Raw genomic sequence first — 15,589 nt, 5'->3', positions numbered from 1 at the left:
GTTTTTTCCTTTATATTGGTTCGTCATTACAAAAACTAGACAATGTGGTATAGGGTGGAAAAATGAAATATTATTTGCAGATATCGAAAATCTATATAATTAACGGTTGTATCCAGACATTGAAATGACGGGGATTGGCCTTCAACGTTCCTGAAAAACAGTTTTATATTCTCTTATTTCCAGCACTTGTCTTTCTAGAAACCTGCCCCTAATTCCGGCTTTCACTCAACAAATATATATCACTCCTTAAAGTATCTTTTATCCATGACCCTTGAGCCCGTGCATATGCATAAGATCTCGGAGCTTGCAGAGAGGATTGACCGTTCATTTGAGATTGATGAGTCAAAAACGGCGGCTGACATCTATTCTCTGCTTGAGGAGTTGAAGATTGACGGGAAGGTAATCCTGAAGGCTGTGGACAGGCTCTTTCGGGGGATGGTCAGGACTGAGCTGATGGCACAGAGCGAAGATCCGTATCCGGTTACCTATGCCTGTGACAGCGGAAGCACGAATCCCAAAACTTATGACAGCGGGCTTTTTGTGGACTTTTGCCACTGTGGGCTGGCTGCAACGCCTACAGATCTTGATATCCAGAGGTGCAGGACAATTGTTTGTGCTGCTTATTCTTCTTCACAGAGGATAGCAATGCGGGCTACATCGGGCTGGGAGACCTTTGATGAAGGGCTTGGAAGGGCAAAACTGGTCACAATTGCTCCGGATGAGCTGAAAAGAAAGGCTCCTGACATGGTGCACAGCTTTGCCATGTACCTGGCAGAATCCGAGCACATGCTTTTCATGAAGGACCTGTTAGAAACGAAGAGTTTTTTCATAATAGACGGGCCTATTTATCCTAAACAGCTTATGTACTGGATGGTGCTGGATGACGAGGAAGTGCAAATCCGGCAGAACGATAATGCCCGAAAAATCCTCCAGAATTACATTGATATTATGGATCATTTTCTGGAAAAGAGGAGTCCTGTGATAGGCTTTGTAAAAAATCCGACTGACAGGCAGATCATGGATGGTGTCCGAAAGAAAAGGGAAGGCTTTGACCTGCCCTGGATGCTTGACGCCCAGTTTTTCCGAAACCTTCTCTCCCCTCACAAAGTTGATAGCACATCAGAGCAGGGGCATGATGGAAGGAATTCGAAAATTAACGGGAAAGACGGCAAGTATAACGGTTCCAGAAATACTTACATAACTTACACCAACTGGTTTTTGCAACCCAACAGGTTTTACGAAAAGATGCTTAACGGGACTTCCCCCCTTGCGGCCGCGGACACGTTCCAGCAAGAGCTCAGGCACAAGTTTTTGCCTGAGGATTATGCCCTCTGTTTCTTCATGCTTTACGTGCCCTCCACGGATGTGGTTTTTAAGGTTGAAGCTCCTTATGGGCTTATTAAGGATGATTTCCTGCGCATGCAGATTACCAAAAAAGTGCTCTTTGACCTTTCTTTGCATGGTTTTCCCCTTACTCTCACAAAGGCAGACCACCTCGCAAAAATCAGGAAAGTGGAGAGAGAAGAGATCGATAAATTCTTTGAAAATATGAGTCCTGATACCTCATATAATGACACCCGGTGGGGTAAAATCAATGAAATATGAAGATGCCGATATTCTGGCTTTTATTTCCAATAAGCCAAAACTTACTTATGCTCCTGAAAAGGATACCGGATCAAACGAAAATGCAGGCCCAAATGAAAGTTCCGGGAATAAGGCGAAGGATCTGGAAAAGAAAAACCTGGAAAAGGATCTGCTTACGGAAGCCTCCGGTCCGGACTCGCTGCCAGCTTTTGAAGAATTCCCTGTTTCTTCATCTGAAGCTCTCAAGAATACTCTTCCATCTGAAGCTCTCACGGATGCTTTTTCATCTGAAGCCCTTATGGAAGATAATTCCCATAACTCTCTAAATATTATCTCAAATACAGTCTCTCAGGCTCTTTCCAGTATTTCTAGGGTTGCTCCGGAACCAGTCTCTTCTTTTTTCCCTGATAGCTCTTCCGTTTCCAGGATTTCCGGAGAAGACGAACTTCCTTTTGAGGCATTTGATGAATATGATATCGGAGCCTCCAGAGTTACTCCAGCTCTGGATGAAGCCTTCGGAATTGTCACAACAGGCATAGAGCCTCTGGAGATAACCCATTCAGGAGCTACGATTACAGGATATATCGCGTCTGCCCGCAGGAGCGAGATAAGACTCGGGACATATGTTGTCGTGCCTTATGAGGGCGGAGAAAAGCTCTTTGCAAGGGTAGGAAAACTTCAGTACAGGCAGGAGTTTGCAGTGGACGATGCAACTGAAATCCACTCAAGGCGCATGTTGAACGCCCGGGCAAGCCCTATAAATGAAGCAGACTACAAGTTCCTTGCCTGCCTTGATCCCCTCTGTATCCTGTACCGGAAAAAAGCAGACAGTGCACTCACACGCAGGATGGCAGACCGAATTCCCCGCCCGAACACTCCTATCCTGCCTGTTACGGATAGGCTTGAAGTCCAGACAGGGCTGAACATTCCGGAAGAAGGAGTTTTCCTCGGGCACCTCAGCGTTGGAGGCGAACTTGTAAAGACTCACTCAGAGCCCGAAACAGTCGCTTATTACCTCAGAAATGATTATTCTATGGGAGATCCCCTTATTTTCAGGCACATGCTGATCTGCGGGAGCACCGGAACTGGAAAAACTTTCCTCTCGAAAAATATCCTTCGCCAGTTCATGACTGAAAGCAACAGGTACAGGTTGCGAAACTCTCCTGATAAAGCCAGGAAAAATCCCTGCCTGGTAATCATGGACCCTCAGGATGAGTACTCCCAGATTTTCGAGGACAACGAAACCCTTACAGAAGAGGACAAATTCAGGTTTGAGTCCGAAAATGTCACTTACGGCAGGGTTCAGTCAACAAAGGCTTTTGTTGCAAAGGTTGAAGGGCAGAAATATCCCGGAGATAAGTCAAGGGCAGAACAGATCGAATTCACAATTCCTTTTTCCCTTGTGAAGCACAACTCCTGGTTGATATCGGCAGCCGGGATGTCAGAACTTCAGTACATAGGACTTGAAGTGCTCCTGGGGGATTTTTTCAAATCAAGCGTTCCACATACCTACCTGAACTTCATTAACCATATTGAAAATGAAGGTACACGTTCCTACTATGTTGACAGTGGAAAACTGCATGAGTCTTCTTATGATGGAATTGTGAGGAGAGTAAGTAGTCGGTTTTTCCCGAAGGTCTTTGACCAGGACGCGACTCCAATCACCGAAATCGTAGACAAAATCTTTAAGCCTGGGCAGATTTCGGTTTTCCCGACCGAGTACATAAGTTCTCCCAGAATCAGGGATCTCATAGTGCTCACAATTATGAGCCTGATTGTTGACAATAAACTCAATACCACAGGTATCGATGCCATCAAAGAAACTCCGATCATCCTGGCGCTTGATGAGGCCCACCGCTATCTTTCCAGTGCAAACGGGGAACATGCCCGCCTTATTATCTCACGTTTCGCAGATGCAGCCCGTCAGGGAAGAAAAGAAGCGTTAGGACTCTTTTTGATCACGCAGGACCCTCAGGATATCGATGACACTGTTTTCAAACAGGTGAATACAAAACTGATCCTTAACCTCAACAATGACACTGCAATCTCATCTTTAAAAGTCCCTAAAGAGTACGAACGCAGGATTCCCTACCTTAAGAAAGGGCAGATGATAATCCACAGTCCTGATAACAGTGATATTGTAGAGATTCTCGGGCTTTCAAATTGCGTTGTAAGGCACCGCTAAAAAATATGAAACAAAAAGCAGGAGAATAAGTAAAGAAAATAATGAATAAGAAATAAAAATAGAAATAAAAATAGAAATAAAAACTGAAATAAAAACTGAAATAAAAACTGAAATAGTGAAACAAGCACGAGACCCAATCCGAATCGTGATCCGGATTCTGTTTTTTAAGGAAAAATTTCTCAGCACATGCCTGTCTGATAAAGCGCAGGCATATGCCTCTTCTTTTGTGCTTATTCTTCCTTCTTTTTATTCTTTTATTGGATTTCGTCCCTTCGCTTTTTCAGCTCAAAGCTGCTCAAAAAGTTGCATGTTATCGAGGACCGACTTCATCTTCCAGTACACATATCTCTTATATGCACCGGGATCAGGGATATCATAAATCACATTTGCATGAACGTTCCAGGCAACATGGTTGACAAGCTCGCTTTGCTGCAGTTCATCTACAAAATATTTAAGCTGGCTGAAGTCATCGATACTGTCTCTCCAGTCTCCAGCCCGCAGTTCGCTTCCCTTATCCTCTTCTGTCATCTCCATCTTCCGCAGGGCAAAAGCGTATATCTCGAGCAGGGTGATGTTTGCAGGTGAGACGTTCCTGACGATCGGGGCTCCTTCCCGCATACTTTCTTTCAGCCTATCCGTAAATGCAAAGATGTCGTCGGATGTCAGGGTATTTTCAGCTATCTTTTCTTTTAATGTTTCAAGAGTCTGTTTCATGATATTTTACCCCTACATAAAATGGCTCACGTAGTATAATTTTAAATGGTGAGTTCCAGGGAGTACTTATTCACACCTAAAATAAGTAATCAGTTTCTGTATTAAAATGATTCTAAATCAGTCAGTTATGCGGAGTTATTCACTCACGCTTAAAATAAGATAGCGTGTTTTCTGTATTAAAATTATCCTTCATTTATAAAGATATTACACAAGAATTATTATTTTTTAATTGTAATTATTTGAATTAATATCTTCTATTCTATAAATTGAAGTAATAAAAAACTGTTAAGCAACCGTAAAAACCGTTAACTAAACCATAAAAACTATTAAACAATAGTAAAAAGTATTATTCAGTTATTTTCGGTGCAGGGTTTACAAAAAAGATGATAAAGAATGGGATAGCGCGGATTTGAACCGCGGTCCAAGCGTCCCAAACGCTCGAGGATGGACCAAGCTACCCTACTATCCCAAAGGGTACCTCCTCTCAAAGGAGATTATCCTTTATATAGCTTTCGTTAGAACATGCGCCTGTACTCTGAACTTACGGATTAAAACTTCCAGCTTTACCTACTTCGATTCTTGATTTACTTACTTAACTTCCCGGGTTTGTGCCGGGGTTTCCCCCTGATCCTCAGCCCTTTTTCTCACTCCCAGCGCTGGTAAATGTCATTTTCAATTCCTAAAAGGTCAAGCGCCCTGCCAGCCATGGTGTCTATGAGTTCTTCCAGGGTTTTCGGTCGGGAATAGAAGCCCGGACACGCCGGGAGGATACTTGCGCCTGCCCGTTTAGCCTTCAGCATGTTCTCAAGGTGGATAAGGTTCAGGGGAGTTTCCCTTGTCATGAGGATAAGTTTTCTCTCTTCTTTCAGGCAGACGTCTGCAGCCCGTGTTATCAGGGTGTCAGATATCCCGTTTGCAACTGCCCCGAGAGTCTTCATACTGCATGGAGCAATGACCATTCCTGCAGTTTTGTAAGAGCCGCTGGCTATGGGTGCTGAAAAGTCTTTCTGGGAATAATTCCAGGTTGCAAGTCTTTCCACTTCAATGGGTAAGTAATCAGTTTCGATCTCGATTATCTGTTTTGCAGCTTCGGTCAACACAAGATGGGTCTTAATCCCTTTTTGCGCCAGCACTTCAAGAAGGCGGATCCCATACTGTACCCCTGAAGCTCCGCTGATACCTACAGTTATTTCCATTATTAGCTTCTCCTTGCTGTCATATCATTTTTTTCACAAGAGGCAATGAAGTTTCCAACCATTTCCTCTGCGGCTGAGACTATTTCCCTTATCCCTTCGGGATTAATATTATCTACATGGATTCCGACAACAACTACCGATGTTTTTTCTGTTGCCTTACTTACTCGCCTTGCACTGTCCAGAGCAAGCTGTTCTTCCCTATGTCCTGGCAGCGTGAGCACAGAAGAACTGGCCCTCCTGCTGTTTTCATCAAAAAGCCCGACCGAAATTGCACCTGCATGCTCCTTCCCGCCGGTAAGGGTCAGCAGGTAGTCTTCCCCGAGCTTTTTAACTTCGAGTGTGATTTCGACTCTGCTGACTTTCCTTGTGATTTTAAACAAAATACTTACTCCTTACTCCTGTACTTTAGTTTCCCTTACCCCTGCATTTTAGTTTTTTCCAGATCGCTCAGCTTAAATTGTTTTGTGGCTTTTTTTACGTTAAAATATTCCTTTGCAGCTTTTTCCACGGCTTCGCAGTGTTCCTTCGGGCAGTAGACTCCCATCCTCCAGTTATCCATGTGGGCTTCCTGCAGGATGGACACGAAATGCGAGGCTTCGTTCAGAGGGATCATCCTGTGATTTGTTTTTATCATTGCTTTCATTTCAAGCATTTCGGGAGTCTTTGGAATATCCACAAGTACGCATTGTGGGTCAACTCCTGCCAGTTCTGCAATCTCTTTCTCTGCCCTCTCAATTTTATCACGGTACTTGAGCACACCTTTTCCTGCATCCTCAAGCCCTGTATAGAGCGCCCGCTTATAGAGTCTGCGCGCATCCAGTCTCCTGGCAAGTTCTCCAGCATATCCGCTTGCGTTTCGCATGGCTGCTATCAGGTCCGTGTCATCCATCTGTCTGAGCCTGGACGGATCAAGTTCCCCGTTTTCAATCATATACTCTACGGCTTTTGAGCACATTGCTTCCGAGATCCTGGTCACGTGATGATAGTAAACCGAGGTATTCATCCAGAATCTGGAGACCAGAAGAGATTCGGCAGCTTTCAATCCCCCGTAGTCGACAACGAGCCTGTCTTCATGAAAACGCATCTGGTTGATCAGGCGGTTATAGTCCACAACCCCAAAAGCAACACCTGTGTAATGAGCGTCCCGCACAAGGTAATCCATCCTGTCCACATCGATCTCACTGCTGAGGATCTGTCCCAAAGAAGTCTCACCTTTGACATGTTTTGCAAGGTCTCCGGGGGAAATCCCGTGTTTTTTCAGTACTTCTTTTATTTCCCCTTTCCCTACAATTTCCTTTACATCGTCATGCCTGCGCCGGGTATATTTATCGATAACGTTTTCGGTTACGTGAGAAAAAGGCCCATGTCCTACATCATGCAAAAGTGAGGCAGCTCTTATCTCCTTTTTTTTATCCTCTTCAATCGAGTCGAGGTTTTTCATCAGCATGGAGGCAAGGTGCATGGCTCCGAGAGAGTGTTCAAAACGGGTATGGTTTGCTCCCGGATATACAAGGTTTGAAAAGCCAAGCTGCCTGACTCTTCTGAGGCGCTGCATCTGGGGGGTAGCCAGAAGTTCCTGGACGATTTCATCCATTTCGATGTAACCGTGTACGGGATCAAGGACCACTTTCATTATTCTTTAGACAGATTTCATTATATATTGCTGTATCTATTACTTTGATGCTATTAATTTAATACTAGTTGCAGATCAGCTGCTACCCGAAGGCTGAATAAAACTCGGGAAAAGGTATTATCATGATTATATTCTCAGGCGGCACCGGAACTCCCAAACTCCTTGACGGGCTCAAGGAAATCCTCCCACCGGAGGAACTGACCATTGTTGTAAACACTGCCGAAGACCTGTGGGTTTCTGGGAACCTGATCACTCCAGACCTTGACACAGTTCTCTATCTCTTCTCAGACCAGATTGACCGGAAGAAGTGGTGGGGCATAGAAAACGACACCTTCAGGACTTATGAGCGCATGCAGGAACTTGGGGTCGAAGAAAATATGAAGCTCGGGGACAGGGACAGGGCAACCCATATTATCCGCTCGAACCTTATCAGGAACGGGGCATCCCTCACGGATGCAACAGTGAAACTTACATCTCTTTTCGGGATCGATGCGAACATTTTACCCATGTCCGATGACCCTGTTTCCACCTATATAGAGACCCTGAAAGGGGTTATGCATTTTCAGGATTTCTGGATCGGAAATCATGGAGAGCCCGATGTGCTTGGAGTTGATATAAGGGGAGTTTCCGAAGCTTCCATTGCTAAAAAGGTTCTGGAAGCCCTTGAGAAGGATGATAGAGTCCTCATAGGTCCGAGCAACCCAATAACCAGCATAGGACCTATTATTTCCCTGCCTGGAATGAGGGAACTGCTGATGCAGAAAAAAGTTGTTGCAGTCAGCCCGATTATAGGAAACGCTCCTGTCAGCGGGCCTGCCGGAAAACTGATGCAGGCATGCGGGCTCGAGGTCTCTTCTATGGGAGTTGCGGAATATTATCAGGACTTCCTTGATGTCTTTGTTTTCGATGAAAGAGACCAGGCAGACGAATTCGCGTTTGAAAGGCTCGGATGTCATGCTACCCGCGCCGATACCCTCATGACCTCTACCGATAAGAGCAAAGAACTGGCAGAGATAATAGTAGGGCTTTTCGACACTATTGTCTGTCCTTAATTTTCTTTTTTAACTTTCTTTTCTCTATTCCTTTTTTCTTTACATTTTTCTTTTTTAACTTCCTTTACTTCTTTTTTAACTTCCTTTACATTTTTCTTTTTTAACTTCCTTTACTTCCTTTTTCTCTTTTCTTTACCTTTTTTCTTTGTTTTTTTCTTTATCTTTTTTCCTTCTACTTTTCTTTCCCCTTTTTCCTTCCCTTTCTTTCCCGTAAACTTCCTTTTCCGTCTCTTTTTTTCTATTGATGTGTCTTCAACGTTAACAAAATTCGAAAGTTTTATGTATTATTTTTTTCATCTTTTGTAACACTAAAAAACATAAAATTGGAATTTTATCTTAACTATTACTACTGCTCTCTGACTAATACTGTATTTTGTCAGATTAAATAAATAATTTGTGGACAGTAGAGGAAAAAGCATTATCGGAGAAAGTGTAATGACTAACAAGAAAATCAAGACAAAAATCACGGATTTTGTCTTTCTGACAATACTTATTTTTTCCCTCGGCTCTATTCCGGGGATGGCAGCTGAAGTTAATAACGAGGGGTTAATGGCCCAGGTCTTTGCCGCAGCCGAAACAGATCTGGGGGTTATCGGACCTGAAGACACCCTTATAATTACCGACATCGGTTCTCCTGCAGAGTCTTATGTTTTTCTGGACGATTTCTATTCGGAGTTTTATGGACGGGAGTTACTGTATACACAGAACCTGCTTGTAGTCCAGAACGCAAGGAACGCCCCTCTATGGTTTGCTTTCTTTAACAAATCCAGCGGGAATTGCACTTTTGTCGAGGTTTCATATGGAGATGAGAATGAGATCAGCTATCAGGTCACAGAAAATATAGACTTTGATGAACTTTCAAAAAATAAGAAGTCCATAGCAGCCTGGAATGATAAAGTGAACTCAACGGTTTTTGATGGGCGTGAGTTTGCGATTCTTACGATTTCCAACGGCTGGGCTACCGGAAATCTTGATTATGAACTGACGCAGTGCCTGGAACTACACAATCACTTCTGTCCGGGGGTTTCCAGCGGCTTTGTGCTTGCAAACTGGCTGGAAGATAATTACCCGCTTGAGGAAGGGGTAAGTTACACTATTTTCTCCTGCCCCAACTGGTGCAAAGAAGATGTCTTCGTTAAGCGCTGGGATGCAACTCCCGGAAAAGGGGGAATCTTTGTCTCTGCGCTGGCAGACGAGGAAATAGAAGCAATCGGGAACTCTCCTGCCGGAATCTTTGTGGTTACGGATAAGAATGCCGGAACAATGAAGGCAGTAGTACTTGGGTTTGACTTTAATGTCACGCGTGCTAAATGCGGGGCAAAGGAAGGCGATCCTGATTGGGTCTCAAAATACCTGCAGGATCTCTGGCTCATGGACAGGGAAAACTGGGATGAAGAAGGCCTTGTTACAGAAATCGCAGTTATTGACATTGATAAGGATTCCCTGAGAGAAATGAAACGGGCAGGGGTCAATCCCTATGAAGTTCTCGGGCTTCTCAACTCAACGGGAAACGTTAATCCTCCAGTTAATGATAAGGAACTGATGGATCAGGTCTTTTCCGCAGCCGAAGCAGAACTGGGAGTTCTTAGACCTGAAGACACTTTTATAATGACTGATATCGGCTCTCCTGCAGAGTCCGATTTCTTTTTAAATGACTTCTATTCGGAGTTTTATGGAAGGGAGTTGCAGTATACAAAGAACCTCCTTATAGTCCAGAACTCAAGAAATGCTCCTCTCTGGTTTGCTTTCTTTGACAAATCAAGCGGGAACTGTACCTATATCGAGGTTTCATACGGAGACGAGGATGAGATCAGCTATCAGGTCACAGAAAATATAGACTTTGATACACTTTCCGGAAGCCAGGAGTCTATAGCAGCCTGGAGTGAAAAAGTGAATTCTACGGTTTTTAACGGGCGCGAATTTGCCATCCTTACAATCTCCAATGCCTGGGCTACAGAAAATCTCGATTATGAACTCATGCAGTGCCTGGAAATACACAACCATTTCTGTCCAGGAGTTTCCAGCGGCTTTGTGCTTGCAAACTGGCTGGAAGATAATTACCCGCTTGAGGAAGGGGTAAGTTATACGGTTTTCTCCACCCCTCAATGGTGTAAGGATGATGTTTTCTTAAAGCGCTGGGATGCCAGCCCTGGAAAAGGAGGGATTTTTATCTCTGAACTGACAGACGAAGAACTGGAAGCAATTGATAGTAACCTTGCTGGAATTTTCGTTGTCAGGGATAAAAGTGCAGGAACTCTGAAAGCAGTTGTATTGGGATATAACTCTGATGTAGTGAGTGCGAATTGCGGGGCAAAAGAAGATGACCCTTCATGGGTTTCAAAATATCTGAAGGACCTCTGGCTTATGGATCAAGAAAACTGGGAGGGCCTTGTTACGGAAGTCACAGTCATCGACATTGATGGGGATACCCTTAGCGAAATGAAACAGGCAGATGCAAATCCCTATGTAGTCCTTGGACTGCTCAATCAGGAGAGAAATGTCAGCACCCAGAATATGGAATCCCTGGAATCAATAACTATATGAATAAGTCTAGAACAGGGCAGAATGCCCGGTACTGGCGATTGAAGGCATTTGACGGGTTTTTTTCACCCATTTTCTTTTTTACTCTGGGTTCTTTTTTATTTTTAGCAATTTTTTACATATGCTTTTTACATATATTTTTTACATATGTTTTTTGCATATATTATCCTTAAATTTATTAACACTGACTTAACTATTTATTACAAATTCCCCTGCATCCCGGATGTAAGTAGAAATGGCATCTGGAAAAACCAAAGCTATATCAAGTACCTCAATGTTTCCTGAAATCGATTTATCTTTCCAGGTAGCATGTTTGTATATCTGCATCTTCTTCGGGAGACAGTATATTCGAGGTTGCAGGATATGATTTCAGGATTTTTTACTTCTCGGAATATTGAATAGCCAAAAAAAGGTTAAAACCATGCTTGAAAGACTTAGAGAGTCACTGATTAATTCCCCTGTGATCAAGCGGGGTGAATACAATTATTTTATCCATCCTATTTCTGATGGTGTACCTTCCATAGATCCCCATATGGTAGAAGAGATTTCCGATTACATCACAAAGATAGCAGATATGAATGTTGACACTATCCTGACTGTGGAAGCTATGGGGATCCCGGTTGCAAATGCCCTCTCCCTGAAAACCGGAATCTCTCTTACTATTGTTCGGAAAAGGCCCTACTTCCTTGAAGGAGAGGTGGAACTTTCCCAGAGCACAGGATATTCTAAGGGCGTCCTCTATATAAACGGGCTCAAAAAGGGAGACAGAATAATTATCGTTGATGACGTTATCAGTACAGGTGGTACACTTCTTGCACTCGTAAGGGCGCTAAAAATTATGGGCGTTGAGGTAACGGATGTAATTTCCGTTATAGGGCGTGGAGACGGCTATCTTAAGCTGAAGGAACTCGGGGTTGAACCCAAGATTCTCGTCACAATTGATGTGAGCGAGAAGGGTGTGGAGATTAAGAATGTCTTTGGGAATCAGTGAAGCATTCGATTTAAGGCCTGACTATATAATCAGCGTAATAAAGGATACGAAAGCAAAGCTTGTGGGCTTTCAGTTCCCCGAAGGGCTGAAGCGCAAAGGCCCGGGACTTGCGAAAGCCGTTGAGGAGGCTACCGGAGCTGAAATTATCATCTCAGGAGACCCGTGCTTTGGGGCGTGTGACCTGGACAGGACTCTCCTTGATCACGTTGATATTCTTTTCCACTTCGGGCATGCGGAACTTGAAGACGTTAAGCTTTCGGATAAAGTGTACTTTATTGAAACACGATCATCTATTGATGTCCGGCCTGTTGTTGAAAAGGCTGTCCCGGAACTTAAAGGAGAGAGAATAGGCCTGATAACCACTGTCCAGCATGCCCATAAGCTTCCTGATGCATGCAGTGTGCTCGAGAAACGGGGAAAGATCTGCGTTATCGGGCGTGGAGATTCAAGGATTGCCTATGCAGGACAGGTGCTCGGCTGCAATTTTTCGGCAGCGAGGGATGAAGATTGTGATGAGTACCTTTATATCGGAAGCGGTGACTTCCATCCCCTTGGGGTAGCTCTTTCCACAAAAAGGCGTGTCCTTGCAGCTGACCCGTTTTCCGGAGAGGTTCGTGAGGTTGACCCTTCAAGGGTTCTCCGCCAGCGCAGTGCGGTAATTGCAAAATCTCTGGATGCACAGGTTTTCGGGATCATTGTCTCAAGCAAAAACGGGCAGAAGAGGATGGGACTTGCCTCTTCCCTGAAAGAACTCGCAAAAAAGCATGGAAAAGAAGCACACCTGATCCTTATCGATCTCGTAACCCCGGACCAGCTACTTCAGTTCAAGGTGGATGCTTTCGTAAACACTGCCTGTCCCAGGCTTGCTGTGGACGAAGTGGGGCGTTTTCCTTCCCCTATGCTGACGCCACAAGAATTTGAGATCGTGCTTGGAGAACGCGAATGGGAAAAACTTGTGCTGGACGAAATTACTGAAGAACCTGTATAACCTTTTACCAGGTATAAAACAGAGAAAGCGCAAAAGATGTGAAGCATAAAAAGCGCAAAAGTTGTGAAGCATAAAAAGCGCAAAAGTTGTGAAGCATAAAAGCTCAAAAGATTGAACATAGAAAATTCAAAAGATATGAAACAGAGAAAACTTGAAATACTGCTTGAAGAAATAGAAGGTTTTTCCAATCCCGAACTTGAGCTGGAGCAATACCAGACTCCTTCCCTTCTTGCTGCGGAAATACTCCATTTCGCTTACATGCAGGGAGACCTTGACGAATCAGTTCAGGATCTGGGCTGCGGTACAGGCATTCTTGCAATAGGGGCAAAAATTCTGGGAGCCAGGAAGGTTCTGGGATATGATGCGGACTCAAAGGCGCTTAAGGTTGCAAAAAAAAATGCCGAGAAGCTCGGAGTGGAGGTTGAATTCGTTTGCTCCGATATTACGGAAGTCTCAGAACGCGTAAAAACCACCCTTATGAACCCTCCGTTCGGGGCAAGAGTTAAAGGCAGAGACAGACCCTTTCTTTCGTCAGCATTAAGAACAAGTGAGGTAATATATTCCATCCACAACCGCGGAAGCCTTGCTTTTATCCAAAAGTTCATTAAGCCTGCGGTCATTACACACTCTTATGTTGCGAAATTCCCTATAAAAAGGACTTTCGACTTTCATCAAAAAGAAAGAGAGATTATTGAAGTAGAGATTTACAGAATTGCTGTTCATGAATAAGGCCCGGGTTCACGAGTCATTTAGGCGTCATGTTTTACAGCTTTCACCTTCAGGTTCCTATTTAAAAGGCGGAATCCATAACTCATTGAATAGAGAACAGGTTATAACATAGCGAATAAATCCGTAACGTAGAGAATAAATACATAGCGTAAATAATCACATCGAGATACATAACCTTGGATAAATACTTACGATGGATACTTACGATGGATACTTACGATGGATACTTACGATGGATACTTACGATGGATACTTACGATAATTCCTTCTGTATGCACTGAACTGTACACACTGCCAGAAGGGAATAATAAATCTATGAAAATATGGGAATAGATGGTTCCTATTCCTTAAATGGGCAATCAAATGGGTTCAATTTCCGCCAAAAGCTCTATAACGATTACTGAAAAAAATAAGACAGTGACTATTTATAACGACTATATATATTCACTAATAGTGATAATTAGAATGAGGGATCATGATTAGAATTAGAAAAAATAAGACTACCAGGAAAAAATTAACAAGTCCTGGTGAAGGAAAATCCGTTGCCGAAAAGCCGGTTCCAGCAACTGCAGAAAACAGGGATCAGTTTAAAGGCCAGCAAAGGGACCAATCCCGAGACCAGTTTAAAAGCCAGCCAAGAGACCAGTCTCGAGATCAGCCCAGAGATCAATTTAAAGGCCAGTCCAGGGACCAGTTTAAAAGTCGTCAACCCCGAGACCAGCCCAGAGATCAATCTCGAGATCAGCCCAGAGATCAATCTCGAGACCAGCCCAGAGATCAATCTCGAGATCAGCCCAGAGATCAATCTCGAGATCAGCCCAGAGACCAGTTCAGGGGACACTCAAGAGACCAGTCAAAGGACCAGTTCAAAGGCGACCCTAACAAAAAGAGGAGATTTCCATACCCCAAGAAAGGTCCCAGAGATCGGAAGGAAATGCCGGGTTCCAGGCCGCCTGCCGGGGAAGCTGTGAAATCGGAAGAAGACCTTGAAAAAGGAGGTTTTGTTCTTCCGGGGGAACTTGTCGGAACTACAGAAGAATTCAAACCAGGCCCTGGAACAGCAACAATTGCTGGAGACATTTATTCTACTGCTACTGGCAATGTACTCATTGACAGAAAAGCCAGAGTAGTCTCGGTTAAGCCAAATACCCTTACTCCAAATATACTGAAAGTAGGGGACATAATTTACGGCAGGATCACTGACGTCCGCGAGTCCGGGGCAATGGTGGAAGTTGCAGGAATTGAAGGAAAAGAAAACAGGGAAATTGTCAACACAAGGTCCGGGGATATCCACGTTTCAAATGTAAGGGACTCCTATGTCAAGAGACTGTCAGATGAGTTCAGACCGTCTGATATCATAAAAACCCGAGTCATTGATGTTGATAGATTGCGCCTCACTACAGCCGAAGATTCTCTTGGAGTTGTAAAAGCTTACTGCTCAAACTGCAGAGGAGAACTTGTGCTGGAAGGGAAAAAGCTTAAATGCCCGGTATGCAATATGACTGAAACCCGTAAAATCTCAACCGAGTACGGGAAAGGAATCCAGTAAATTTCTCTTTCCCATCTTACTTTATGCAGGTTTCGGCATTTTATGGCGGATCATGCCTTTATGGCAGCTGTTATAACCGATTATTTTATTCACCATTTACAGGTGGTCACCAATGGAACTGAACATCATTACCAAAACAAATAACGAGCTCGAAGTTGAGCTCAGAGGCGAAACTCATACCCTTCTCAATCTTCTTAAGGACCTCCTGATTAAAGATGAAAGGGTTGAAGCGGCTTTTTACGACATGAAACATGTGAGCATCAGCGACCCTATCCTTTACCTCAAAACCGATGGATCAGACCCGATTCTGGTTTTAAAGGAAACGGCAGCAATCATTGTTGCTCAGTGTGACGAGTTTATCGATGTCTTCAGCAAGGCAGTAAATGCCTGAAGCCGATGACTGCAGGACGTCTTTTTAAGGCGTTTT

Annotated in this window: 13 protein-coding genes and 1 tRNA gene; 9 read left to right on the top strand and 5 right to left on the bottom strand. The window is 43.9% G+C overall.

Features of this window, described 5'->3' with window-relative positions:
- The first annotated feature begins 264 nt into the window (after positions 1 to 264).
- Together FXV91_RS07990 and FXV91_RS07985 are read left to right on the top strand one after the other, a co-directional pair.
- The gene (locus tag FXV91_RS07990; protein ID WP_229390055.1) at positions 265 to 1,605 is read left to right on the top strand and encodes a DNA double-strand break repair nuclease NurA; all 1,341 of its coding nucleotides are present in this window, start codon (positions 265 to 267) and stop codon (positions 1,603 to 1,605) included.
- Positions 1,595 to 3,769, top strand: a complete 2,175-nt coding sequence (locus tag FXV91_RS07985) for an ATP-binding protein (protein WP_229390054.1) — start codon at positions 1,595 to 1,597, stop codon at positions 3,767 to 3,769. The genes FXV91_RS07990 and FXV91_RS07985 overlap by 11 nt, the downstream gene beginning before the upstream one ends.
- Positions 3,770 to 4,054: 285 nt before the next feature.
- Here the strand turns inward: FXV91_RS07985 and FXV91_RS07980 are convergent, their stop codons facing one another.
- The 5 genes from FXV91_RS07980 to FXV91_RS07960 form a co-directional block, all read right to left on the bottom strand.
- Entirely contained in the window at positions 4,055 to 4,483 is a 429-nt protein-coding gene (locus FXV91_RS07980) for a hypothetical protein (protein ID WP_229390053.1), read from the bottom strand.
- A gap of 394 nt (positions 4,484 to 4,877) precedes the next feature.
- Positions 4,878 to 4,952: transfer RNA gene (locus tag FXV91_RS07975), tRNA-Pro, on the bottom strand.
- 175 nt (positions 4,953 to 5,127) lie between these two features.
- Complete coding sequence (locus FXV91_RS07970) at positions 5,128 to 5,679, bottom strand: UbiX family flavin prenyltransferase (protein ID WP_229390052.1); 552 nt, start codon at positions 5,677 to 5,679, stop codon at positions 5,128 to 5,130.
- 2 nt (positions 5,680 to 5,681) lie between these two features.
- A complete protein-coding gene (locus FXV91_RS07965) occupies positions 5,682 to 6,059 on the bottom strand; it encodes a hypothetical protein (protein ID WP_229390051.1) in 378 nt (125 codons plus the stop codon).
- Between the two features lie 35 nt (positions 6,060 to 6,094).
- Positions 6,095 to 7,312 (bottom strand): HD domain-containing protein, encoded by a 1,218-nt coding sequence (locus FXV91_RS07960; protein ID WP_229390050.1) that lies wholly within the window; start codon positions 7,310 to 7,312, stop codon positions 6,095 to 6,097.
- Between the two features lie 122 nt (positions 7,313 to 7,434).
- Here FXV91_RS07960 and cofD point away from each other — a divergent pair, with 122 nt between their 5' ends.
- The 7 genes from cofD to FXV91_RS07925 all read left to right on the top strand — a co-directional run bounded on the left by cofD (position 7,435) and on the right by FXV91_RS07925 (position 15,553).
- On the top strand, positions 7,435 to 8,364 hold the full coding sequence (cofD, locus tag FXV91_RS07955) for a 2-phospho-L-lactate transferase (RefSeq protein WP_229390049.1): 930 nt from the start codon (positions 7,435 to 7,437) through the stop codon (positions 8,362 to 8,364).
- A gap of 435 nt (positions 8,365 to 8,799) precedes the next feature.
- Positions 8,800 to 10,908, top strand: a complete 2,109-nt coding sequence (locus FXV91_RS07950) for an FmdE family protein (RefSeq protein WP_229390048.1) — start codon at positions 8,800 to 8,802, stop codon at positions 10,906 to 10,908.
- A gap of 418 nt (positions 10,909 to 11,326) precedes the next feature.
- Positions 11,327 to 11,896, top strand: coding sequence for a hypoxanthine/guanine phosphoribosyltransferase (hpt, locus tag FXV91_RS07945; RefSeq protein WP_229390047.1), 570 nt, complete (start codon positions 11,327 to 11,329; stop codon positions 11,894 to 11,896).
- A complete protein-coding gene (gene dph2 / locus FXV91_RS07940; RefSeq protein ID WP_229390046.1) occupies positions 11,877 to 12,884 on the top strand; it encodes a diphthamide biosynthesis enzyme Dph2 in 1,008 nt (335 codons plus the stop codon). The genes hpt and dph2 overlap by 20 nt, the downstream gene beginning before the upstream one ends.
- Before the next feature lie 135 nt (positions 12,885 to 13,019).
- A complete protein-coding gene (locus FXV91_RS07935) occupies positions 13,020 to 13,613 on the top strand; it encodes an METTL5 family protein (protein WP_229390045.1) in 594 nt (197 codons plus the stop codon).
- A 475-nt stretch (positions 13,614 to 14,088) separates the two neighbouring features.
- Positions 14,089 to 15,162 carry an exosome complex RNA-binding protein Csl4 gene (locus FXV91_RS07930; RefSeq protein WP_229390044.1) on the top strand — a complete coding sequence of 358 codons (1,074 nt, stop codon included), beginning with the start codon at positions 14,089 to 14,091 and terminating at the stop codon, positions 15,160 to 15,162.
- Positions 15,163 to 15,274: 112 nt separating this feature from the next.
- Positions 15,275 to 15,553, top strand: coding sequence for a DNA-directed RNA polymerase subunit L (locus tag FXV91_RS07925; protein ID WP_229390043.1), 279 nt, complete (start codon positions 15,275 to 15,277; stop codon positions 15,551 to 15,553).
- Positions 15,554 to 15,589 lie beyond the last annotated feature (36 nt).

It is taken from the genome of Methanosarcina sp. DH2 (genome assembly GCF_020804225.1).
GTDB lineage: Archaea > Halobacteriota > Methanosarcinia > Methanosarcinales > Methanosarcinaceae > Methanosarcina.
Note: the sequence above shows the minus strand (reverse complement) of the source record. Positions and strands in the feature narration are given on the sequence as shown.